This window comes from Actinokineospora globicatena (assembly GCF_024171945.1).
Classification (GTDB): Bacteria; Actinomycetota; Actinomycetes; order Mycobacteriales; family Pseudonocardiaceae; genus Actinokineospora; species Actinokineospora globicatena.
Window position 1 is genome coordinate 269,518 of record NZ_JAMTCR010000005.1, and the last position, 23,887, is coordinate 293,404.

The following is a 23,887-nucleotide window of genomic DNA, read 5'->3' on the forward strand; positions in this document are numbered from 1 at the left end:
ATCATCCGGTCACGCCCCTGGCGAGCTGGTAGCCGTTGGACGGAAACCACCAAGCCCAGCCCGAGAGGAATCCCGATGAATCGCCACCTCGCGCGGTTCGTGACCGCAGTCGCGGCCGCGAGCGTGCTGACAGCGACCGGAGCGGGTCTAGCCTCCGCCACGGCACCGGCCGAACAGGACAACCGGGCCGCTCACCTGCAAGAACTGACCGCTGCGTACAACGAGCTCACCGCGGCCGGGGACGACGCCGCGCTCGGCACCGCCGTCACCAGCCTGCGGACCGCCCTCAACCACGTCCGCGGCTGCGGCGCGACCGACCTGGCCACCCCGGCCGACACCAAGGCCGCCGAGGTCGAGCGCATCCTGCCGATCCCGGGGCCGATCAACCCGGTGCTGGTCGCGGGCCTGCTCGACCTGGTCACCACCCTCATCCACCACCTGGCCGCCGCGCTGCCGGTGCCCGGTGGCCTGCCCATCCCCGGCGGTCTGCCCGGCACGCTGCCCATCCCAGGTAGCCTGCCCATCCCGGGTGGCTTGCCGACTCCTGGCACGTTGCCGATCCCGGGCGGTCTGCCGATTCCCGGTGGTCTGCCGACCCCGGGGACGCTGCCCGACCTGAGCACCATCCCCGACCTGAGCACGCTGCCGGACCTGCCCGAACTCCCGGACGTGCCCGATGTCCCGGATGTCGCCGACGTCCCGGACGTCGCCGACCTGCCGGAGCTCACCGACCTGCCCGACCTGTCCGGCATCTCCACCGGTGCCATCCAGCCCGGCCTCCCGGACCTGTCCGGCACCGTCCCGGCGCTGCCCGACCTCGGCGGTGCCCTGCCGACGCTGCCCGGCGGCCCGGAGACGACCTGACCCGGCGCGGACTCCCGGGTCGTTCGGGCTTGTCGGGAGAGCCCGACCCGTCGGTGAGGTCCGGCCACGAGTGTGCGGTGGGGTGATCTGCCCCGCCGAGCAGGCCGTCCGCCCGTGATCGGGTGGTGGTGTGCGTGATCGCCGAGCCCCGGTGGCCCACAAGGCCCCGGGGCTCGACCCTGTCCTAGGCTCGCCGCCATGCCCAGTCCCATGCGCCGCGTCACCGGCAAGCAGGTCGAGGTGGTCGAACCGGGGGCGTTCGCCGACCTGCGGTCCCGCTACTCGGGCGCGGTGCTCGACGTGGGCACCGGCGACGGCAAGCACGCGCTGCACCTGGCGAAGGCGCACCCCGAGCTGCTGGTGATCGGGCTGGACGCGGCCAAGGACAACATGCGCAAGTCGGCCACCAAGGCCAGTGCCGCGCCGAAGAAGGGCGGCCTGCCGAACCTGCTCTACCTGTGGGCCGCCGCCGAGCAGCTGCCCGAGCTGACCGGGATCACCGAGCTGCACGTCCTGATGCCCTGGGGGAGCCTGCTGCGCGGCGTCCTCGGCTCGGACCCGGCGATGCTGGCCGGTCTGGCCGGGACCTGCGCGCCGGACGCCCGGTTCCTGATCGCCCTCAACCTGCACGCCTGGCGCCCGCCGGTGCCCGAGGTCGGCACGCACGCCGAGCCCACGCCGGAGTCCGCGGTGGCCGAGCTGGGGCCCGCGCTCAAGGCGGCCAACTGGCACCTGGACGCCGCCGAGTACATGGCCGCCGAGGCCATCGCCGCCCTGGCCACCTCGTGGACCCGCAGGCTCAACTCCTCGCGTGACCAGCTCGACGTCCTCGCGCTCACCGGTCGGATCAACCCGGCTTAGCCAGCCCGAGCACGAAGTCGTAAGCCTGCTTGCGCGACCACCCCGGTTGCGCTGCCAGTGCCCGTGCGAGAGTCGACGCGGCTACCTCTTGGCCCAACAGCGCTGTCAGCAGTCCGGCGACGTCGAGGTCTACCGCGACGGGTCCCGCTGTCGGATCTAGAGCGCACCACACGGATGCTGATCCGCTGAGGTTGGCGAACTCTGAGACAGGGCCCCAGGTAGGCCGCTCGTCCACTGTCATAACGCTTACGTGCTCCGTGCCCGCGACGCGCTGGGCGTCCGCGAGCCAGCGGGGGAGATCGCTCGCGGGGCAGGTGAACACCACGCGCGCTGTACGGGTTGTCGCGGCCAACTTGACCACGTCTCGGCGGGACAACCCGGTAGCTACGAGCAGTGGGGCCACTTGCGGTGCCGCGCCTGCTACCGCCAACTCCGGCGGTAGGCCTAGCACCTCGACCGACGCGCCTTCGGCCAATAGCTTCGACACCGAGGCGCTAGTCCCGTCCACAGTGGATACCGCCAACGTGCGGCCGGGCCCGTTGATGTCTCGAGAAGGCGTGAAACCCAGAGCGGTCACCAAGGCTCGAGCACCGGCGTCTTCCGCGACGATCACATCGGCGGCAGCGCACTCTGCGCTCAAGCGGTCGTCGGGGCTAAGAGCACCCCGGTACCGCACGAGGTGGGTTCCAGACGTTTCGGCTCTAGTCACCACAACGTCTACGACTACGTCCGGATCGGACAGAGCCACCGCCAACTCGCGGGGGAGGTCGGCTGACGACAGATCTGCGTCCGTGGCGAGCGTGTTCGACATCCGTTGGCCACTACGCCGCACGACCGCGTTTCCGCCGGGGCGCCACCGCGAGTTCGCTTGTGCTCGCACGGTAGCGCTGACTCCGCCGGAACTGATCGTGATGAACACCGGCCCCGCAACGGCAGGCGGCGCTAGGCCGACAACCTCACCGGCGACCCCGACCACGCAGGTGGCGCGACCGGTGATCGCGGCGTCCGCGGTGAACTCCAGCGTCTTGCCGTGGGTCGCGCGGATGTCCTGGTGCCCGCGGCAGCGCAGCCGCAGCAGTTCGGTGGCCACCCGCCCGCCGCTACTTGACGACCTGGTAGATCGTCGAGTCGGTGTTGCGGTAGACCTCGCGCAGCCCGCTGACCTCGTCGAGGTCCTGCAGGCCGATGGCGACCGGGGCCATCGGGTCCGCCTTGACCGAGCCCCGGCTGACGAAGACGTAGCTGATCTTCAGGTTCTGCACCGCGCGGCGCACCGAGCTGTCGGTGTCCAGGTCGTTGAGCCGGTTCAGGATGATCGAGGCGTCGTTGCTGCCGTCCTTGCGCGGCGGGATCGGCCCGATCACCGACACCTTGAACAGCGGCTGCACGCCGTCGATCGCCCACATCCACGGCGAACCGTCGTGCGGGTCGTTGGCCACGATGGTGCCGGGCGGGACGTTCTTCTCCAGCCAGTCCATCGCTTCCATCTTGGTGTGCGATACGACCGGCCCGTCGAGGTAGAGCCACCGCAGCCGGTCGGTGTTACGCGGCAAGTAGAAGCCACGCGTCAGGGCGCCGAAGAGGACCACGACCACACCGAGGGCGATGACCGGGAGGAGAACGCGCTGGCGTTCGCTGGTCTCCCTCTTAGCCGTGACCTTCTTGTACAGCGTCACGAGGCCATCCCGGAAGGTGATGACACCGATGGCGGCCAGCACGATCAGCCCCGGCGTGCTCAACGCCGCGATGCGCCACGGGTCGTTCCACCACGGCCTGCTCAGCGCCCGCACCAGCGGCGTCGAGTACCCGGCCACCCCGATGTAGAGGATGGTGAACGCCAACCCGCCCAGCAGCCACCAGTACAGCGGCCGGAACTTCGCCTTGCGCACCCCGATCAGGCCCACGACCAACGCCGCGGTGAACCACCACGCGGGGAAGGTGGCGCTGTAAGGGGCCGCCCAGGCCGGGTAGCCGACCGCACGCGAGGCGCCCAAGAGCCTGCCGAAACCATCCGCGGGCAACGCCGTCGGCGGCCACGCGACGTCGTCACCGGAGACCTGGATGCCCAGGAATGCCGACACCTGACCGAATCCGATGACGATCGCGAGCACGGCGACCACAGCGCCTGCGGCCAGGTCGGGCAGGATCCGCCGCCGGTTCGTGATCCAGCGCTGCACCAACAACACGCCGCTGAGCAGGATGGCGGCCACGGCGACGCTGGAGTGGATCGCGAGCAACCCGATCCCCGCGAGCCCGGTCGCCAACGCCAGCCCGGGCGTGCGCTTGGTCAGCGTGTAGTGCAGCAGCGCGACGAACGCGGGCACCAGCGCGATCCCGGCGGCGAGCGGGAACAGCGGGCCCCACACCTGGATGTCGTACGGGAAGGTGGTGACGGTCGCGGACAGGATCGCCGTCACCGCGGTCAACGCCGGGCTGTTGGTGCAGACCTTCACCAGCGTCGCCATGCTCAGCACGAACACCGCGATCACGGCCCCGTTGGCCATGTCCAGCGAGGCCACCACGTCGAACCCGCCGATCTGCCGCACGACGGCGACCAGCGAGTGGAAAGCGTTCGGGTAGAAGTAAGTGGCGACGTCCGGGTCGGCCAGCACCTTCAACGCCGACGGCGCCGAGTTCCCGGTGTCGGAGATGAACCGGATCGCGTTGGCGTGGTACGCCGCGTCAAACCACTGCGGAACCGCCGAGAACCCGCGCGAGGCACGGTAAGAGGCGAACAGTCCGATCCCGGCCCCCAGCAGCACACTGCCGCCCACGGCCAAGTGGTGCGTTCGGCTCCAGGGCGCGCGCACCGGTTCCTCTTCGGCCCAACGCCCATCCCACCGCCGCGTGAGCCTGCTGATCCCGAAGCCCACCAACGCCAACACGGCAGACACCCCGAGCAACGCCACGACGTTCCACGAGATCCCCAACCGCGGCAACACCGGCGCCGCGACCCCCACCACCCCGAAGGTCACCACGGGCGCCGTCCCCACCAGCACCCATCCCCGCAGCCCCGAGGCATACCCCACCACCAGCCCCGGCCCCCCCGCGACCGCGACGGTGGTCAAAAGCAACAACGCCATCTCGCCGGTCGGGATCAACTCAGAACTCCACAGGTGGTGTCCTCGGAAAGCGCTCGTGCCCCCGAGCATCAACTCTCAAGCCGCCCCGAGGCTACACCGCCCCACCCCCATCACCCCCGGCAACACCAACCCCACCCACCGCAACCCCACCCCCAATCCGCCCCAACCCAACCCGCGAAGCAATCAGAGCCTTGAGGGCCGCCCCCCGACGAATTGCCCCAGAGCGAAGCTCCCCACACAGGCCTGAAGAATGACGACCAACCAGGTTCGCGCTCTCAGCGAACACGGGTGACCCACAGCGGGGGTCCCGGGGGCGAAGCCCTCCGGGCCAGCCTGTGGTCGCATCCCTGAGAAATGACGACCAACCAGGTTCGTGCCCTCCACCAACACAGGCGACCCACAGCGGGGGGTCCGGGGGCGAAGCCCTCCGGGCGGGTCTGGGGTTGCACCCCAGAGAAGATGACGAGCGACCCTGTTCGCGCATTCCGCGAACAGGGGTCGCCGGAGCTCGTGCCCCCGGCAGGACTCGAACCTGCGACCAAGAGCTTAGAAGGCTCCTGCTCTATCCGCTGAGCTACGGGGGCTGGGCGTGCGGCCGAGGCCGCACAGTAGTCCGCTCACGGGACTGATCGTCCGAGGACGGCTCACCGTTTCCGCTTGGAACTGATCGGGTGACGAACGACGCTCGGATGCGTCCGTTCGGGGGAGGGCCGTTGCGCTAAGCGCGCGGGAGTCTGGTTACCGCGCGTTCAGTGAGCGGTTGCAGGATACGCACCAGGGCGGCCTCGGACACGTCCCGCTTGTCCACCGCGACCAGCAGGGATCGGTCTGGGCGGACCTCGACGGTCGCGGTGCAGGTGCGGTAGCCCTCTGTGACCGTACAGTGCAGCCACGTCGGGTAGCCGAGGGTGGACTCGGCGTGGCCGCCCGGTTGGTCGCGGCGGACCTGGGCGAGGGGCTTGTGCAGGGCGACCAGGGCGAGGTCACTGGTGGCGCCGTTGCCGAGCGGGAAGCCGCAGGACTCGGGGAACGTCTCCGTGCGGGTTCTCGGGGTACCGATGAGGCCGCCTGCCTCGGTGAGGTCGTCGGCGGTGAGTAGCCCGCACAGGTTCACGCCGTCGAGGGATAACGGTGACGGAACGCTCACTGGGGTGTGCGGTGTCGTGACCGGGCCGAAGCCCGCGGCGGGAACGGGGCGGCCCGCCACCGGTGCGCCGCACGCCGCCAGCAGCCCGATGCCGACGACAGCGACAAGAGTCCGCCTCACGCCGCCTACGGTAATGCCTGGCCGCCTGTGTGTGATTACCCAAGCACGGCGGGTTGTGAATCAGCGCTTCTCGGCGCCTCCGGACCCGGCTACTACGCTCGACCCGTGTCCCCTGATAGCTCCACCGAGACCCGTCGACCGGGATCGGGCCTAGCCCCGTTGCTCGTGGTCGGGGGGCTGCTGGCCGCCCTCGTAGGTGCGGCGCTCGTCGCCGCGTCCGGTAGCGACCGGTATGTCCTGCAGGGGCTACCGACGCCGGACGCGTTCACCGAGCACGCGTTGACCGTGGTGCGGGTCCTGACCGAGGTCGGTTGTGTCATCACCGTCGGCAGCCTGCTGTTCGCGGCCTTCCTCGTGCCCCCGCAGCGCTCGGGGGTGCTCGACGTCGGTGGCTACGCCGCCATGCGCATGGCTACCTGGGGCGCTGTCGTGTGGTTCATCGGCGCGCTGCTCTCCGCGCCGTTCACCGCCGCCGACGCTGTTGGCCGATCTATCACGACCGTGCTGCGCGGCGATGTGCTGTTCACGCTCGTTGGCTCTCTCTCCCAAGCGCAGGCGTGGTTGCTCACCGCGGCTATCGCGCTCGTAGTGCTTGTCGCGACCCGGTTCGTGCTCACCTGGAACTGGACGGCGGCGCTGTTCGTGATCGCGGTCGTCGGCATCGTGCCGGTCGCGGTCACAGGGCACTCCTCTAGCGGCGGTCAGCACGACATGGCGACCAACAGCCTCTTGTTCCACCTTGTCGCCGCCGCGTTGTGGGTCGGAGGGCTTGTCGCGCTGCTTGCGCACGGTCGTCGTCGCACCGAGCACCTCGGATTGGCCGCGACCCGGTTCTCGCGAGTCGCCCTGGCCTGCTGGATCGTCATGGCGATCTCAGGTGTGGTCAACGCGCTGGTACGCCTGCCGCTGTCGGACCTCTTCACCTCTTGGTACGGCGGACTCGTCCTAGCCAAGACTGTCGCCCTACTGATCCTCGGCCTCTTCGGCTACCTGCAGCGGGAACGCGGAGTGCGCGCGGTAGTGGAGACCGGCAGCGGTAGCGCACTCGCCCGGCTCGCCGCGGTCGAAGTGCTGATCATGTTGTTGACGATCGGTATCGCCGCCGCGCTGGCCAGGACCCCACCGCCGGAGACCGGCGCCGCCGAACCCGGACGCGTCGAGCTCGCGCTGGGCTACCCCCTCAGCGAAGCGCCGTCGCTGGGGAACCTGTTGTTCGCGTGGCGGTTCGACCTCGTCTTCGGGACCCTCGCCATCGCGCTCGCCGTGGGTTACGTGCGCTGGTTCCTGCGGCTGCGCGCGAAAGGCATCGCGTGGCCCGTGGGTAGGCTGGTGGCGTGGCTCGCGGGCTGCCTCGTCGTCCTCTTCGCGACCTCGTCCGGCTTCGGCAAGTACTCGCCCGCCATGTTCAGCATCCACATGGAAGCGCACATGATGCTGTCCATGCTGGCGCCGGTCCTGCTCGTTCTCGGCGCACCGATGACTCTGGCACTGAGGGCTCTACCGCGCGCGGGTAAAGAAGGCGTGCCCGGAGCGCGGGAGTGGTTGCTGGCCTTCGTGCACTCGCCGGTGTCCCGGTTCCTGACCCACCCGATCGTCGCGCTGGTGCTGTTCGTCGGGTCCTTCTATGGGCTCTACCTGACCGGCCTGTTCGACTCGGCGCTAGAGGAGCACTGGGCGCACCTGGTCATGAATGCGCACTTCCTGATCGTCGGCTACATCTTCTACTGGCCGGTGATAGGAGTTGATCCCGCGCCGCGCCAGTTGCCCCACCTCGGCAAGTTGGGTCTGGTCTTCGCCTCCATGCCGTTCCACGCGTTCTTCGGGGTGATCCTGATGAGCACGCAGACGGTGATCGGCGAACGCTTCTACCAGGGCCTCGGCCTGCCGTGGAACACCGACCTGCTCGCCGACCAGCGCCTCGGCGGCGGCATCGCCTGGGCGTCCGGGGAGATCCCGCTGCTGGTCGTGCTCATCGCCCTGCTCGTGCAGTGGTCGCGCGCCGACGACCGGGAGGCCCGCCGCTCCGACCGGCGGGTCGACGAGGGCACCTCCGACGACCTCGACGCCTACAACGCCATGCTCCGCGAGCTCGCCGACGGAAAGAACCCGACCTGACCGACCGGGTTGTCCACAACCCCGCGAGCCATCCACAGCCCAACCGCACTCCTCGACGGCCGCCCCGCCGCCGCCCACCCTGGACCTGTCAGCAGGACACGACCCAGGAGGGCGAGATGAACGAGACCATGATCACGTTGGTCGGGCAGGTGGCGGGCGAGGTCACCCACCGCCGCTACGGCGACGACAAGGACCTGGTGCGGTTCCGGCTCTACACCAAAGAACGCCGGTACGACCCCGAGCAACGCACCTGGGGCAACGCCAACCCCATGTACTTCACCGTCAACTGCTGGAGCGGCCTCGGCGAGACCGTCCGCAGGACGCTGCGCAGGGGAGCGCGGGTGATCGTCCTCGGCAGGCTCTCGCTGCGCCAGTACGACGACGGCGACGCACAGCGCTTCGAGGCCAAGGTCGACGCCCGCGCCATCGGCGCCGACCTGACCTTCCAGGACATCACCATCGAGCACCCGGCGTGGTCGGGCCCCGACGACCCGCTCACCCAGGTCGAGCGGCCCGAGCCCGCCGCGATGGCGGCCTGAGGTGTTTGCCGTGGCCACGACCAGGGCACCTCTCCCGCGCGACCGGGACGAAAACCGACGGTGCCCGACCCCGGGAGCACGGACGAGGGTGGGCTCACCCACGCTCTCCGAGACCACTGACCACCGACGTCGCGCCCCTCGGGGTGCCCCGTCCCCCCGGTCGCGCTCAAGCGCCCGGGCCGACGCCTCTACGATCGCGAGCATGGCCGAGTTCATCTACACCATGAAGAAGGTGCGCAAGGCGCACGGGGACAAGGTCATCCTTGATGACGTGACCCTCCAGTTCCTCCCCGGGGCGAAGATCGGGGTGGTCGGTCCCAACGGCGCGGGCAAGTCAAGCGTGCTCAAGATCATGGCGGGCCTCGACCAGCCCAACAACGGGGAGGCGTTCATCTCCCCCGGGTACTCCGTCGGCATCCTGCAGCAGGAACCCCCGCTCAACGAGGAGAAGACCGTCCTGGGCAACGTCCAGGAGGCCTTCGGTGAGATCAAGCTCAAGCTCGACCGGTTCAACGAGATCGCCGAGCTGATGGCCACCGACTACTCCGACGAGCTGATGGAGGAGATGGGCAAGCTCCAGGAGGAGCTGGACCACGCCGACGCCTGGGACCTGGACTCCCAGCTCGAGCAGGCGATGGACGCGCTGCGCTGCCCGCCGCCGGACGCCGACGTCACGGTGCTCTCCGGTGGTGAGCGCCGCCGGGTCGCGCTGTGCAAGCTGCTGCTGTCCAAGCCCGACCTGCTGCTGCTCGACGAACCCACCAACCACCTGGACGCCGAGAGCGTGCTGTGGCTCGAACAGCACCTCGCGCAGTACGCGGGCGCCGTCCTGGCCGTCACCCACGACCGGTACTTCCTGGACAACCTCGCCGAGTGGATCCTGGAGATCGACCGCGGCCGCACCTACCCCTACGAGGGCAACTACTCCACCTACCTGGAGAAGAAGGCCGAGCGGCTCGCGGTCCAGGGCAAGAAGGACCAGAAGCTGCAGAAGCGGCTCAAGGACGAGCTCGCCTGGGTCCGGTCCAACGCCAAGGCCAGGCAGACCAAGTCCCGGGCCCGCCTCGACCGCTACGAGGAGATGGCCGCGGAGGCCGAGAAGACCCGCAAGCTCGACTTCGAGGAGATCCAGATCCCGCCGGGCCCGCGCCTGGGCAACGTGGTCGTGGCGGTCGACAAGCTGCGCAAGGGCTTCGGCGACCGGGTGCTCATCGACGGCCTGAGCTTCGACCTGCCGCGCAACGGCATCATCGGCGTGATCGGCCCCAACGGCGTCGGCAAGACCACGCTGTTCAAGACCATCGTCGGCCTGGAGAAGCCGGACGACGGCCTGGTCAAGATCGGCGAGACGGTCCGGCTGTCCTACGTCGACCAGGGCCGGGAGAACATCGACCCGGCCAAGACGGTGTTCCAGACCGTCTCCGGCGGGCTCGACTACATCCAGGTCGGCCAGGTCGAGATGCCCTCGCGGGCCTACGTGAGCGCGTTCGGCTTCAAGGGCCCCGACCAGCAGAAGCCCGCGGGCGTGCTCTCCGGTGGTGAGCGCAACCGGCTGAACCTGGCGTTGACCCTCAAGCAGGGCGGGAACCTGATCCTGCTCGACGAGCCGACCAACGACCTGGACGTCGAGACCCTCGGGTCGCTGGAGAACGCCCTCGAGCAGTTCCCCGGCTGCGCGGTGGTCATCTCCCACGACCGGTGGTTCCTGGACCGCACCTGCACGCACATCCTGGCGTGGGAGGGCACCGCGGAGCAGCCGTCGAAGTGGTTCTGGTTCGAGGGCAACTTCGAGGGCTACGAGCGCAACAAGGTCGAGCGGCTCGGTGCCGACGCCGCGCGCCCGCACCGGGTGACCTACCGCAAGCTCACCCGGGACTAGACGGGGAACGGCGACGTGGCGGCCTGGAACGAGTTACCCGCGGCGGGCACGGCCGAGTGCGCGGCACTCGTGGCCGCGGCCGACCGGCTGCGGTGGAGCGCGCCGGAACTGGCGGTCCAGTTCGCCGACCGTTCGTTGCGCTCCGGCGCGGCGGACGCCGCCACGACGACGAGGGCGCAGGTGCTGCTGGGCACCAGCCTGGTCCGGCTGGGCAGGCACGCCGAGGCGGTCGAGCCCGCGCTCGCCGCGTTGCGCGCGGTCACCGGCGGCGGCTTGGTCGAACGGGCCGCCGCCGTCCGGGTGGCGCTCGCCGCGTGCGCGCGCGTGCTCGGTGAGCCGTTGGTCGGCAGCGAACTGCTGCGGCCGGTGCTGCGCGCCTCGGCGGCGGCACCGGCGACCAGGGCGTTGGCGCTGGGCCAGTTCGTCGCCTGCGCCGGGCACGTCGGGCGGCGCGACGACCTGGAGGACGCGCTCGCCGAGGCCGACCGGTTACTGGCCGCCGACGAGTCGCTGAGCCAGGACGCGCGCAAGCTCGAACGCGCCCTGCTCTGCGTCCGGGCCGCCTCCTACCACCGTCGCCACGGTGACACCGAGGCCGCGACCGAGGTCGCCCGCGAGGGTCTCGCGCTGCTCAACCGGATCACCGGGGCGGGCGTCGAGGCCGGTCTGGCCAAGGCCAGGCTCGTCCTGGAGATGGTCTGCGCGTTGCTCGACGACGGCGACATCGACGAGGCGTCCCTGGTGGCCGCGACAGTGCTCGGTGAGCCGGTACGCGCGACCTCGGCGTTGGCGCTCGGCAGGCTCCGGCTGGCCATGGCGAGCCGGGTGCACCTGCCCTCGGGTCGGGCCGAACTCGGTCACGCCATGTTGCTCGACGTGGTCCGCATCGCCGATCGACACCGGCTGGACTCCTTGGTCGCGGACGCGTGGACCTTCCTCGCGCACGCGGAAGAGGAGGCCGGGCACCCGAGCGAGGCACTGCACGCGCTGCGATCGGCGCGGGCCGCTGAGTACCGGTACCTGCGGGCAGCGTCGACGGCTCGTGGCCTGCTCGTCGCTGAGGTGGGCACGGCGGTCAACCCGGAGAGCGTGGTCTCGCTGCTGCGCGCGACGGTCCGACCCGCGGTTGCCGTGGAAGGCAAGACCGAGGCGGCGGAAACGAGTTCGGGGGAGCGGACCGCCCGCAAGGCGACTTCGGCGACCAGGCGTGCGGCTGCGCGTGACGCGCCGGACGCGGCATCACCGGAGACTCCGCGTCGAGGCGCGTCGGTTCGCGAGTTGGCGTCGCACGGGAAGCAGGCGTCCGACGTGTCGGCACCGGTAGCCGGTGCGGACGCCAGGCAGGCGGAGACCTACGACCGGAGCCGTTCTACTGATCCGGCCGCGCGGGAGGGGACTCGGTCGCGGCGTGACGGGGCCAAGCACGGGGCCGGTGAGGGCGCTTCGGCTGGTGGGTCGCGGCGTCGGGCCTCGTTGCGCGAGTTGGCATCGCAGGGGAGTGCGGCGCCGGGGGAGTCCCGGGCTGGGCAGACCCGGCACAGCGCCGCCGATCGCGACGACGCTGACCAGGCGGACGCGGACCCAGTAGGCGCGGATCGGGCAGGCGCTGGTCGGGCGGACGCGGGCCGTTCGGCTGATCCTGGGGCCGCTGCTGATCGTGGAGGTGCGACTGGGCGCGGTGCGACCAGGCGCGTGGATGTGGCTGGCAGTGGCGGCGCGACTGATAGCGGGATCGCGCCTGGCGGTGGGGACGCTGCTGGGCGTGCGAACGTCGGTGGCCGAGGAGACACGGCTCGGCGTGCGGGCGCGGCTGGGCGTGACGCGGGTGCGCGGGGTGTGGCCGGTCGTGGTGCGACCGCGCCGGGCTCGGCTCAGCACAGCGTTGGTCAGCACAGTGCTGGTGGGTCTAACACCGATGGCGGATCTAGTGCCGACAACCGCACTGCAACTGCTGGTCGACGACCTGGTGGGGCTGCTGAGAGCGGTGCGGCCCAGCACAGCGATGCGCGGGCCAGCGGGGGCGGCCCGGTCGAGCACAGCGTGGCCGAGCAGGTGATGGAGCACGGCGTCGTCCAGCGCAAGGCTGGTACGTCCGGCGGGGAAGGCATTTCGCCTGCCGTCGGGACAAAGGCTGATGCGGCTGCCTCGGAAGTGGCCGGTCCGCTCAAGGCTGATGCGGGCGCGGCGGGGGCTCATCGGGGTGCCGGTGGGGGTTCGCCAACGGTGGCCGACGAGGCGCCGAAGGACGGGCTGTTGCGCGGGGTCTCGGCGCGGCGGGTCAAGCGGGTGACGACGACGCCGACCCGGCACGAGGCCGCCGCGGTGGAGATGTTCGCCGTGACGCTGGTCCGGGTGTCGCCCAAGGGGGTCGCGGAGCCGGTCGAGCCGGAGGAACTGCCGCTGCCCGTCGGGGGCGAGGTCACGCTCAACGCCTTGGCGATCCACGTCCGGGACCTGGCCCCGTCCGACGCCGAGTTGTTGCGGTCGGATCGCGGGGAGTTCGCGGTGCTGCTGCCGTCCACCACGCTCGCCGAGGCGGAGGCGCTGGCGGACGCGATCCGGCAGACCGCGCCGGACGCGCAGTGGTTGATCGACGACCAGGGCCAGGAACTCACGATCAGCACCGGTGTCGCGGCGTTGCCCGGCACGGTGGACGGCCCGCACGACGGCATCGAGGCGCTGCTGCTGGCGGCCCGGAGCGCGTTGACGGTGCCGGAACCGGCCAGCCCGGCGCCCGCCGTGCTGCGCCGCACCGACCGGTTCCGCCGGTCGCCGACCACGGCCAAGACCGTCCCGCTCAGTGACAAGCCCGCCCGGCGGCTCTCCGGCGCGGTCCGCCGCGTCGACCCGGCGCGGCACGACTCGGGTCTGATCGCCCAGCGCGCGGACGACTCGCCGACCATCCCCGACATCTCACTGGCCGACGACAACCCGACGATCCCCGCTCCGACCAGCCACCACACCGCCGCTGACGCCACCGGTGAGGCCGAGCAGACCGAGGGGCGGTGGTCCGTCGAGACCGTGCGGACCACCGGCGCCGAGGAACCCACGACCCAGGCCAACACCGGCTCGATGGGACGACGCGCCGCGCGCCGGGCCAAGGCGGACGAACCCCAAGAGTCCACTGTGGACGAGCAGGCGGGCGTCAAGTCCGTGCTGAGCCGGTTCGGGGTCACCGCCGAGGGCGGCGGCCGTCGCCGAGCACCGGACGGCGACGACGACTACTACGACCCCAACGCGCTGGTCGGCACCGACCTGCCCACGCCGCCGCAATCCTCGGCGCCCCCCGCCAGCGACCCGAAGCGGGCGCACGGGACCGAGCCCAAGCAGGCTTCCCAGCCACCGACCGCCCCGAAGCCCCCTGTCGGCACCGGTTTGCCCGTGCCGCCGATGTTGCCGCAGTCGCTGGAGCCCGACGCCGACGATCCGCGGTGGGCGCACGCGTCGGTCCCCGGGACCGAGGCGAAGAAGCCAGAGCAGGCAGCACAGCCATCGGCGGCGACGGAGATCCCCAGCCCCGACCGCGTGGATCTGCCTGTGCCGCCGATGCTGCCCCAGTCGCTGGAGCCTGACGCCAGTGATCCGCGGTGGGCGCAGGCGTCGGTTCCCGTGGCGGAGTCGAAGAGGTCGGAGCAGGTTGCTCAGTCTTCGACTGCCCCGAAGATCCCTGCTGGCACCGGTTTGCCTGTGCCGCCGATGTTGCCGCGGTCGTTGGAGCCTGATGCCAGTGATCCGCGGTGGGCGCATGCCTCCGTCCCCGGGACCGAGCCGAACGAGCCTGAGCAGGTTCCCCAGCCACCGGCCACCCCGGAGATCCCCGACCCCGGCACGCCGGATGAGATTCCGCCCGCCGCGCCCGAGCCGACGGCGCCCGAGGTTGATCCGCCGCCGAGCCAGGTGGTGGTGCCACGCAAGGTCGGGCAGGAGAGCGGTGTCCGGGCTGCTGGCCAGGTGACCGTGGAGCCCGCCGCGTCGGCGAATGAGCGGCGGGCCATCGACTTCGCTGCTCGGCTGCGGGGCTTACCCCGGACCACCGCCGCGGCCACCGAACCGGCCAAGGACGAGGACGACCGGCCCGCCCCGGACGACGCCGACCAGCCCGAACTCGTCGACCTCGACCCGCCGGACCTGCCTGCCCGGCGTCGGCGGACCCCGAGCGGTCGCCGGGAGCGCACCAACCCCAGTGGCCTCGCCGACCTGCTCGCCGAGGCGCTCGTCGCCTTCAAGGCCACCCAGCCCGACCGCCCCGACGGCGACGCCAACGCTCCCTGGACCGACGACTGGCCCAAGGCCCCCACCATCGGCCAGACCCAACCCACCGCCGACTCCCCACCCGCCGCAGCGCCGCCAGGAGAACCGGGCGGTTCCCCGAACTCGCCACCAGCCGCCCACCTGGACGAGCCGACCGGCCCGCTGCCCGAGTCCGACCGGACCATCGGCACCCAGGTCCACTACTCCGCCGAGCTCCGCAAACCCCGCGCGGACCCGGCCAAGTCGCACAACACCAGCGAGCTGCCCCGCTGGTCGCGCCTGTCCACCGAGTCGCACTGGCCCGACCAGTCCGAATGGCCCGCCCCGTCCGCCGACGGTCCCGCCTGGGCCGCCGACGCCCGAGCAGCCGAACCCGGCGACCGCTCCCGGTCCCGCCGCGCCGACCGCACCTCCCCCCACGACGACCCCCACGGCCGCCACCGCTCCTCCGAGTGGGCCCCCGCCGACTTCGAGAGCGGCTGACCCACCCGAGGACCCCGGTGATCGTTGGCCTCACCGCTACGGGTGGATCACCGACAGGTCGACATCCCCAGGGATCGGGATGCCTGTCCCACCAGGTGGGCGAACGCGAGGAATCGCCGGAGCTGGTGGTGGCTGGTCCGCGACATCGGGTCACCAGCAGGTGGACGGGGTGCCACCGGGGTCCGAACAGGGCGTTCCCATCCCGCGAAACGGCATGTCACGCCTGGGCGGCGGTCGGTCCCGACGTGCGGAAGCGGGGTCGGGCGGCACTAATGTGGGGGATGCATGCGGCACAGCGGCGTGCCGCCAAGCGTGGAGCCAAGGAACACCATGACCTCGACTGGAACACCGCCCCGCACCGATGGAGTCGTCAGCGTTGACGACTCGACGTCGGCGAGGCGGCCGGTCAGCACCAGCCCGGAACAGACAAGAGACGACCTCATCGAGCGGGCCGCCGTGCAGGCGCCCGACATCGCCGACCTGATTCGCCTGTACTTCCGCTACATCCCGCCGGAGGAGGTCATCGGGGACGACCCGGTCGACCTCGTCGGGGCGGTGCGCTCGCACCTGCAGTTGGGCGAGGCCCGGATCAAGGGCAGGCCCGCGGTGCGGATGCTCAACCCGGCCGCCGCCACCGACGGTTGGAGCGCTCGCGGCTCCGTCGTGCAGATCGTCACCGACGACATGCCCTACCTGGTGGAGTCGGTCAGCGCCGAGCTGGTCCGCCGCGGCGTGCAGGTGCAGCGCGTGGTGCACCCGATCGTGGTGGTGCGCCGCGATCTCGCCGGTGGGCTCAAGGAGGTGCTGCCGACCTGCGACGCGGCGGCCCCGCCGACCGACGCGTTCGCCGAGTCCTGGATGCACATCGAGGTCGACTTCATCACCGACGTCGACCGGGCCCGGGAGATCGAGAACGGCCTGCTCAGCGTCCTCAACGACGTGCGCGAGGTGGTCGAGGACGCCACCAAGATGGCGAGCACCGCGCTCGCCCTCGCCGAGCAGCTGGAGACCGCGCCGCCGCCGCTGGACGGGGAGGAGGTCCGCGACGGGGCCGCGCTGCTGCGCTGGCTGGCCGACGGGCACTTCACCTTCCTCGGCTACCGGCAGAACGAGCTGGTCACCGACGACGGTGAGCCCGCCCTGCGCGCCGTGCTGGCCTCCGGGCTCGGTGTCCTGCGCCAGGACAGCCTCGCCGCGCGCAGCCTCACCGCCGGTCCCGACTCCGTCGCCTACGCGCTGGCCCCGCGCCTGCTGGTGCTCACCGAGGCCAGTGCCCCGTCGACGGTGCACCGCTCGACCTACCCGTACTACGTGGGCGTGAAGACCTTCGGCGAGCACGGCGAGGTCACCGGCGAGCACCGCTTCCTCGGCGTGTTCACCGGCAACGCGCTGCACGAGGACGTCCTGGACATCCCGGTGGTGGCCCGCCGGGTGCGCGAGGTCATCCACCAGGCCGGGTTCCCGCTGGAGTCCTACTCCGGGCAGCGGATGCTCGAGGTCATCCAGAACTGGCCGCGCGCCGAGCTGTTCTCCACCACCGAGGACGCGCTCTACGCCACGGCCACCGGGGTGCTCGCCCTGGCCGACCGGCGCAGGCTGCGGCTGTTCCTGCGCCGCGACCCGTACAACCGGTTCTTCTCGTGCTTGATCTTCCTCCCCCGCGACCGCTACACCACGACCTCGCGCATCGCGATGCAGGAGGTGCTGCTCGACGAGTTGGGCGGCACGAACCTGGAGTTCAGCACCCGCCTCGGTGAGACGCCGCTGGCGCAGGTGTACTTCATCGTCCACACCGATCCCGGCCGCCACGTCGACCCGGACGTGCAGCGCATCCAGGAGCGGTTGACCGAGGCCGTGCGCGGCTGGGACGACCGGCTGGTCGAGGCCGTGTTCGCCGAGCAGCGCGAGCAGGCCCAGTCCGGTTCGCCGCTGGGCCCGGAGTCGGCGACCGAGCAGGGTCAGCGCTACGCCAGCGTGTTCCCCGAGGCCTACAAGGAGGACTTCACCGCCGCGGAGGCGCTCGCCGACCTGCACCGGCTGCGCAGCCTCGCCGACGAGTCCGACCTGCGGATGTCGTTCTACGTGCCGCAGGGCGCGGCGCCGGGGGAGCGCCGGTTCAAGCTGTACCTGATCGGCGAGGGCATCACCCTCTCGCAGGTGCTGCCGGTGCTGCAGAACATGGGCGTCGAGGTGGTCGACGAGCGCCCGTACGAGCTGCGCCGCGAGGACGGCAGCCGGTGGTGGATCTACGACTTCGGCCTGCGGATCGAGCCCGCGGTGCTCGAGGGCCGCGACGCCGACGAGCTCGACCGGCTCAAGGTCGACTTCCAGGAGGGCTTCGCGGCGATCTGGCGCGGTGACGCCGAGCCGGACCGCTTCAACGCGCTGATCCTGCGCGGTGGCCTTACCTGGCGTCAGGCCGTGGTGCTGCGTGCTTACTCGCGTTACCTGCGCCAGGCGGGCACTCCGTACTCCCAGGAGTACATCGAGGACGCGGTGCTCGCGCACACCGGTATCGCTACCGCGCTGGTCCGGCTGTTTGAGGTGACCTACGACCCCGCGCTGTCCGAGGACTCCAGGCACGCACAGGCAGGCACCCGGGTCGCCGAGATCTCGGAGATGATCGACGGGGTCACCAGCCTCGACGAGGACCGGATCCTGCGCAGCCTGCTCACGGTGATCAAGGCGACCCTGCGCACCACCTACTACGTCCGCGACGCCGACGGCGCGCCCCGGTCGTACCTGGCGGTGAAGCTGGAGCCGCGCGCGGTGCCGGACCTGCCGGAGCCGAGGCCGCGGTTCGAGATCTTCGTGTACTCGCCCCGGGTCGAGGGCGTGCACCTGCGCTTCGGCTCGGTGGCGCGCGGTGGTCTGCGCTGGTCGGACCGCAGGGAGGACTTCCGCACCGAGGTGCTCGGCTTGGTCAAGGCGCAGGCGGTGAAGAACGCGGTGATCGTGCCGGTCGGCGCGAAGGGCGGGTTCGTGGTCAAGCGCCCACCGGCGGCGACCGGGGACGCGAGCCTGGACCGCGAGGCGAACCTCACCGAGGGCATCGCCTGCTACCGGATGTTCATCTCCGGCCTGCTCGACCTGACCGACAACCTCGACGCGGGCGAGGTCGTGCCCGCGCGCGACGTGGTGCGCTACGACGCCGACGACACCTACCTGGTGGTGGCGGCCGACAAGGGCACCGCGACGTTCTCCGACATCGCCAACGAGGTCGCGGTCAGCCGGGGCTTCTGGCTCGGCGACGCGTTCGCCAGCGGCGGCTCGGTCGGCTACGACCACAAGGCGATGGGCATCACCGCCAAGGGCGCGTGGGAGGCCGTGAAGCGGCACTTCCGCGAGCTGGACCTCGACACCCAGACGCAGGCGTTCACCGTCGTCGGGGTCGGCGACATGTCCGGTGACGTCTTCGGCAACGGGATGCTGCTGTCCGAGCACATCCGCCTGGTGGCCGCCTTCGACCACCGGCACATCTTCTTGGACCCCAACCCGAACCCGGCCGTTGGCTTCAACGAGCGCAAGCGGCTCTTTGAGCTACCGCGCTCCTCTTGGGACGACTACGAGCGGTCGTTGATCAGCGAGGGCGGCGGTGTCTACCCGCGAACGCTCAAGGCCATCCCGGTCACCCCGGAGGTGGCGCGGTCGCTGAGCCTGCCGGAGGACACGGGCAAGCTGTCCCCGCAGGAGCTGATGAAGGCCATCCTGCTCGCCGAGGTCGACCTGCTCTGGAACGGCGGCATCGGCACCTACGTCAAGGCGAGCACGGAGAACCACGCGGACGTCGGCGACAAGGCCAACGACGCGCTCCGGGTCGACGGCGCCGCGCTGCGGGTCAAGGTCGTCGGCGAGGGCGGCAACCTGGGTCTGACCCAGCGCGGCCGCATCGAGTTCGCGCGCTCCGGCGGCAAGGTCAACACCGACGCGCTGGACAACAGCGCGGGCGTGGACTGCTCCGACCACGAGGTCAACATCAAGATCCTGCTCGACCACCTGGTCCGCGACGGCGGGCTGGACCGGGCGAGCCGCGACGCGGTGCTGGCCGAGATGACCGACGAGGTCGGCGACCTGGTGCTCGGCGACAACTACGCGCAGAACGCGGTGCTCGGCGTCAGCCGGGCGCACGCGGGCCCGATGCTCTCGGTGCACGCCCGGTTGGTCGACCACCTGCAGCAGGACCAGGAGGGCTTCGACCGCCGGTTGGAGGCGCTGCCCTCGCGCGAGCAGTTCCGGGCGCTGGAGAAGGCGGGCGACGGCCTGACCTCCCCGGAGCTGGCGACGCTGCTGGCGCACGTGAAGCTGGCGCTCAAGGAGGACGTGCTCGCCAGCGACCTGCCCGACCAGGACGTGTTCTCCCGCAGGCTGCCGGAGTACTTCCCCAGCCAGCTGCGGGAGCGCTTCGGCCCGGCCATCGGGGCGCACCCGCTGCGCAGGCAGGTGACCACGACGCTGCTGGTCAACGAGGTCGTCGACGGCGCGGGCATCTCCTACGCGTTCCGGCTGGCCGAGGAGATGAGCGCCAGCGCGACCGACGCGGTGCGCGCGTTCGCGGTGGCCACCAGGGTCTACGACCTGCGGTCGCTGTGGGCGGAGATCCACGCGCTGGACAACGCCGTGTCGACCGAGGTCACCGACGCCATGGTGCTGGAGTCGCGGCGGCTGCTCGACCGCGCGTCGCGGTGGCTGCTGTCGAACCGGCCGCAGCCGCTGGCGGTGGGCGCGGAGATCAGCCGCTTCCACCGGGTCGTCGGTGAGCTGGCGCCCAAGGTGCACGACCTGCTGCGCGGCCGGGCCCGCGAGGAGGCCGACGCCGACGCCGCGCGGATGGTCGCCGCCGGGGTGCCGGAGGCGCTGGCCAAGCGGGTGTCCGGGCTGCTCGACGAGTACGGCCTGCTCGACATCACCGAGGTGTCGGAGCTGGCGGAGCGGGACGCCGGGCTGGAGTCCGAGCGCAGCCCGCTGGAGACCGCGCAGCTGTACTACGCGCTGTCCGACCACCTCAACGTCGACCAGATGTTGACGTCGGTCAGCGCGCTGGAGCGCGGCAACCGCTGGCACGCCCTGGCCAGGCTCGCCCTGCGCGACGACCTGTACTCGTCGTTGCGCGCGATCACCCTCGACGTGCTGCGCCAGAGCGACCCGGGTGAGGCGGCCGAGGACAAGATCGCCATCTGGGAGCGGGCCAACGCCTCGCGGCTGTCGCGGTCGCGGTCGGCGCTGGAGGAGATCCACGCCTCCGGCAGGCTCGACCTGGCCACCCTGTCGGTGGCCGCGCGCCAGGTGCGCAGCATGGTCCGCTAGTCCTGTCTCCCGGTCGCGGGCCGAATCGGTCCGCGACCGGGGGCAGATAGGGTTGCCCAGGGGATCGGGCAGCTTTGGAGGGACAGTCGTTGGGTGTCTTCGTCGCCGAGGTGCGGCCGCGCTGGTCGGACATGGACTCGTTCGGGCACGTCAACCACGCGAACACGGTGACGTTGTTGGAAGAGGCCCGTGTCGACCTCTTGTTCCACGAGGCCGCGCTGCGCGGCGCCGATGACCTCGCCCGCGGCGTCGTCGTCGCCAAGCTGGTCGTCGACTACAAGGCCCCGCTGTTCGCCAACGGCGGCGTCTTACGCATAGAGATGTCCGTTCGCGAGATCCGGGCCGCGTACTTCGTGCTCGACTACGCCGTGCGCGGCGGACCGACCGAGTCCGACCCGGTAGCGGTAACGGCGTCGACGACCCTCGCGCCGTACGACCTGACTAGCGGCAAACCACGCCGCATCACCGACACCGAGCGGGACTTCCTCGCCGCTTGGCACAGCGGGGGCAACGGTGCCTGACCTGACCTTCACCGACCGCTCCGACCGCGACGACTTGGGCGCCTTCGTGGCCAGGGCTGTCCGGCTTGACCAGCAGGCCGTCGTCCGCCTGCGCGCCCGCGACGGCGACCTCGTCGACGCGTGGGTCGCCACCCCGTTCGACGTCCTGGCCACCCGCACCGCCCGCGCCACCATCGACCCGTCGGACATGACGGTCTCGGGCAACGAGCTCCTCGCCTCCCTCGCCGTCGTCCGCGGCGACCACCTGGACCCAGGCACCTCCCGCGACATGCTCTGGCGCTCCGCGCTACCCCCGACCCGGCACTGGCAGATGGTCGACCACCTCCCCGCGCCAATGGTCTCGGAACTAGCGGACAAGGGCTTGGCTGTCGCCCGGGACAACGTCGGCCCGCAGGGAACCCCGCCCGCGTCCCTCCTGGACCAGACAGTGCTGACTGTGTCTGGTGACGGCCTAGAGGTGAAGGTCCCCCTCCGCTGCCTCTTCGCCCTATCCGGCATGGGCTTCCTCACCGACGACGCAGACGACCAAATCCGCGTCACCGCCACCGACGCCTGGATGCGCCTGGACGCCCGCTACGGCGCCGTCGTCCGCCGCCGCCACGCGCTCCTGCCGCTGCTGATGTAGCTGTCCACTGTGGACGATCTCGGTGGTTTCGGGCCGCTAATCGATCTTCGTTCGGCCGACTTGGCGCGCTTCCGGCTGCCCGTTGGGGCTTGATGTGCCCTGACCTGGCGATCTCTGTTCTTGGGCTGCCCGATATTCATGCTTACGGGTGACAGAAGTTATCCACATGTGGATCTGTGCGGGGGTCTTTTCAAGATCGCCCGTCGGTGGGCCCCGGTAGACTGGCCCAGGGACGCCCCCCGGGATGGGTGGGGGCCGGGCCCAGGCTGGGGCGGGGCGGCGGGGGCTGTCAAGGGGGTTCGCTCGAAAGTGTGGCGGGGCCGGGTTCGCGGCGGGGTTGGGCGGCGCGCGGTGTAATCGCGGCGGTGTCGCCGAGTGTGGTGGCGCGCGGGGCGAAGCCGGGTGAGCAAGGGGGCGGCCTGGTCTGGCGGTTCCACTGTGGATGCAGAGAGGTCCACAGTGGAACGACGTGGGCTAGATGAGCCAGACGGCGGTTTCCGGGGGGAGGTCGGTGGTGGGGATGGGGCCTGAGGACAGGAGGATCTCGCCTGGGGGGAGGGGGACGGGGGCGCCGGAGGTGTTGAGGGCGCAGATGAGGCCGCCGCCCTTGCGGCGGTAGGCGAAGCAGCCGGGGGGTGCGCCGTACCACTCGATGTCGGTGCCGCTGAAGCCCGCGTGGGTTTTGCGGAGTTCTAAGGCCTGCCGGTAGAGGGACAGCATGGAGTCGGGGTCCTCGAGTTGCCGCTCCACCGTCAACCCGGCCCACTCGGGCGGGATCGGGAGCCAGGTGTTCGTCCCCTCCGAGAACGCGAATGGCGGCTCCGTCCCCTCCCACGGCAGGGGAACCCGGGCACCGTCACGGCCGCGGTCGGTGTGTCCCGAGCGCTCCCACAGCGGGTCCTGTAGCGCCCAGTCCGGCAGTTCCACGTTCGGCAAGCCAAGTTCCTCGCCGTTGTACAGATAAACCACGCCAGGTAGCGCTAACTGCACCAGTGCCATCGCACGCGCGCGCCGTGCCCCAAGCTCAGATCCCCCATAGCGGGTCACGTGCCGAACGACGTCGTGGTTGGACAGCGTCCAGGTCGGGGGCGCGGCCGAGCGGGACACCGCCTCCAGTGACAGGTCGATCGCGCGGCGGACGGCGTCGGCGTCGAAGTCGGCGTCCACCAGGGCGAAGTTGAAGCCCAGGTGCAGTTCGTCCTGCCGCACGTACTTGGCGAACTGGGTGTCGGTCTGCACCCAGATCTCGCCGACCGCCATGGTGTCCGGGTACTCGTCGGCGACCTTGCGGATCAGCCGGTGCACCTCGTGCACCTCGTCGTTGTCGAACCGGGGGTCGTCCACGCCGTGCGCCTGCGCGCCGGTGACCGAGCGCAGGTACTCCGGCATGTCCGGCAGCCCGGCCGGTTTCGCCATCCCGTGCGCCACGTCGATGCGGAACCCGTCCACGCCGCGGTCCAGCCAGAACCGCAGCGTCTCGACCAGGTCCGCGCGGACCTCCGAGTTGTCCCAGTTCAGGTCCGGCTGCTGCGGGGTGAACAGGTGCAGGTACCACTGCCCGTCCGGCACCCGCGTCCACGCCGGACCGCCGAAGACGCTGACCCAGTTGTTCGGCGGCTGGTCGCCGTCGCGGAACAGGTACCGCGCCCGCTCGCGCGATCCGGGAGCGGCCGCGAGGGCCTCCTGGAACCACGCGTGCTGGTCGCTGGTGTGGTTGGGGACCACGTCGATGGTGACCTTGATGCCGTGCGCGTGCGCGTCGGTCACCAGGCGGTCGAACGCCGCCAGGTCACCGAAGAGCGGGTCGACCGCGCGCGGGTCCGCCACGTCGTAGCCGTGGTCGGCCATCGGCGAGCGGAAGAACGGGGTCAGCCACAGCGCGTCGACCCCCAGCAGCTCCAGGTACCCCAGCCGGGACCGGATGCCCTCCAGGTCGCCAACGCCGTCGCCGTCGGAGTCGGCGAAGGAGCGCACGTAGACCTGGTAGAACACCGCCCGTTGCCACCAGTGCGGGGCTTGCTCACCCGAGGGGTCTGGCTCGGCGGATCGTCGCACGGTTGTCCATCCTGCCCGCAGGTCGGCTGGCTCGCCCAGC

General features: G+C 71.0%; 13 protein-coding genes and 1 tRNA gene. 9 read left to right on the plus strand and 5 right to left on the minus strand.

The annotated features are described in order from the left end of the window. Positions 1-75: 75 nt before the first annotated feature. Positions 76-864, plus strand: a complete 789-nt coding sequence (locus LV79_RS34110; protein ID WP_285470460.1) for a hypothetical protein — start codon at positions 76-78, stop codon at positions 862-864. Positions 865-1,074: 210 nt separating this feature from the next. Next, on the plus strand, positions 1,075-1,725 hold the full coding sequence (gene kamB / locus LV79_RS24880) for a 16S rRNA (adenine(1408)-N(1))-methyltransferase KamB (protein ID WP_443612882.1): 651 nt from the start codon (positions 1,075-1,077) through the stop codon (positions 1,723-1,725). On the opposite strand, the gene LV79_RS24885 is transcribed toward kamB, so the two are convergent. The 4 genes from LV79_RS24885 to LV79_RS24900 form a co-directional block, all read right to left on the minus strand. Further along, the gene (locus LV79_RS24885; protein ID WP_253840657.1) at positions 1,712-2,815 is read right to left on the minus strand and encodes a DUF371 domain-containing protein; all 1,104 of its coding nucleotides are present in this window, start codon (positions 2,813-2,815) and stop codon (positions 1,712-1,714) included. The genes kamB and LV79_RS24885 overlap by 14 nt on opposite strands. 10 nt (positions 2,816-2,825) lie before the next feature. Continuing rightward, positions 2,826-4,826 carry a DUF6541 family protein gene (locus LV79_RS24890; protein ID WP_253840658.1) on the minus strand — a complete coding sequence of 667 codons (2,001 nt, stop codon included), beginning with the start codon at positions 4,824-4,826 and terminating at the stop codon, positions 2,826-2,828. Positions 4,827-5,319: 493 nt separating this feature from the next. After that, a tRNA-Arg gene (locus LV79_RS24895) sits at positions 5,320-5,392 on the minus strand. Between the two features lie 134 nt (positions 5,393-5,526). Then, complete coding sequence (locus LV79_RS24900; RefSeq protein ID WP_253840659.1) at positions 5,527-6,075, minus strand: DUF3558 family protein; 549 nt, start codon at positions 6,073-6,075, stop codon at positions 5,527-5,529. Positions 6,076-6,180: 105 nt separating this feature from the next. Here LV79_RS24900 and LV79_RS24905 point away from each other — a divergent pair, with 105 nt between their 5' ends. The 7 genes from LV79_RS24905 (at position 6,181) to LV79_RS24935 (ending at position 21,792) form a co-directional block, all read left to right on the plus strand. Further along, complete coding sequence (locus LV79_RS24905) at positions 6,181-8,190, plus strand: bifunctional copper resistance protein CopD/cytochrome c oxidase assembly protein (protein WP_253840660.1); 2,010 nt, start codon at positions 6,181-6,183, stop codon at positions 8,188-8,190. A gap of 116 nt (positions 8,191-8,306) precedes the next feature. After that, on the plus strand, positions 8,307-8,729 hold the full coding sequence (locus LV79_RS24910) for a single-stranded DNA-binding protein (RefSeq protein ID WP_253840661.1): 423 nt from the start codon (positions 8,307-8,309) through the stop codon (positions 8,727-8,729). A 202-nt stretch (positions 8,730-8,931) separates the two neighbouring features. Further along, the gene (gene ettA, locus LV79_RS24915) at positions 8,932-10,608 is read left to right on the plus strand and encodes an energy-dependent translational throttle protein EttA (protein WP_253840662.1); all 1,677 of its coding nucleotides are present in this window, start codon (positions 8,932-8,934) and stop codon (positions 10,606-10,608) included. Positions 10,609-10,623: 15 nt separating this feature from the next. After that, on the plus strand, positions 10,624-15,342 hold the full coding sequence (locus LV79_RS24920; RefSeq protein ID WP_253840663.1) for a hypothetical protein: 4,719 nt from the start codon (positions 10,624-10,626) through the stop codon (positions 15,340-15,342). 330 nt (positions 15,343-15,672) lie between these two features. Next, positions 15,673-20,646, plus strand: a complete 4,974-nt coding sequence (locus LV79_RS24925; RefSeq protein WP_253840664.1) for an NAD-glutamate dehydrogenase — start codon at positions 15,673-15,675, stop codon at positions 20,644-20,646. An 89-nt stretch (positions 20,647-20,735) separates the two neighbouring features. Then, positions 20,736-21,167 carry an acyl-CoA thioesterase gene (locus LV79_RS24930; RefSeq protein WP_253840665.1) on the plus strand — a complete coding sequence of 144 codons (432 nt, stop codon included), beginning with the start codon at positions 20,736-20,738 and terminating at the stop codon, positions 21,165-21,167. Then, the gene (locus LV79_RS24935) at positions 21,160-21,792 is read left to right on the plus strand and encodes a DUF8010 domain-containing protein (protein ID WP_253840666.1); all 633 of its coding nucleotides are present in this window, start codon (positions 21,160-21,162) and stop codon (positions 21,790-21,792) included. The genes LV79_RS24930 and LV79_RS24935 overlap by 8 nt, the downstream gene beginning before the upstream one ends. A 474-nt stretch (positions 21,793-22,266) precedes the next feature. Here the strand turns inward: LV79_RS24935 and LV79_RS24940 are convergent, their stop codons facing one another. Next, positions 22,267-23,847, minus strand: a complete 1,581-nt coding sequence (locus tag LV79_RS24940; protein ID WP_253840667.1) for a glycoside hydrolase family 13 protein — start codon at positions 23,845-23,847, stop codon at positions 22,267-22,269. Positions 23,848-23,887 lie beyond the last annotated feature (40 nt).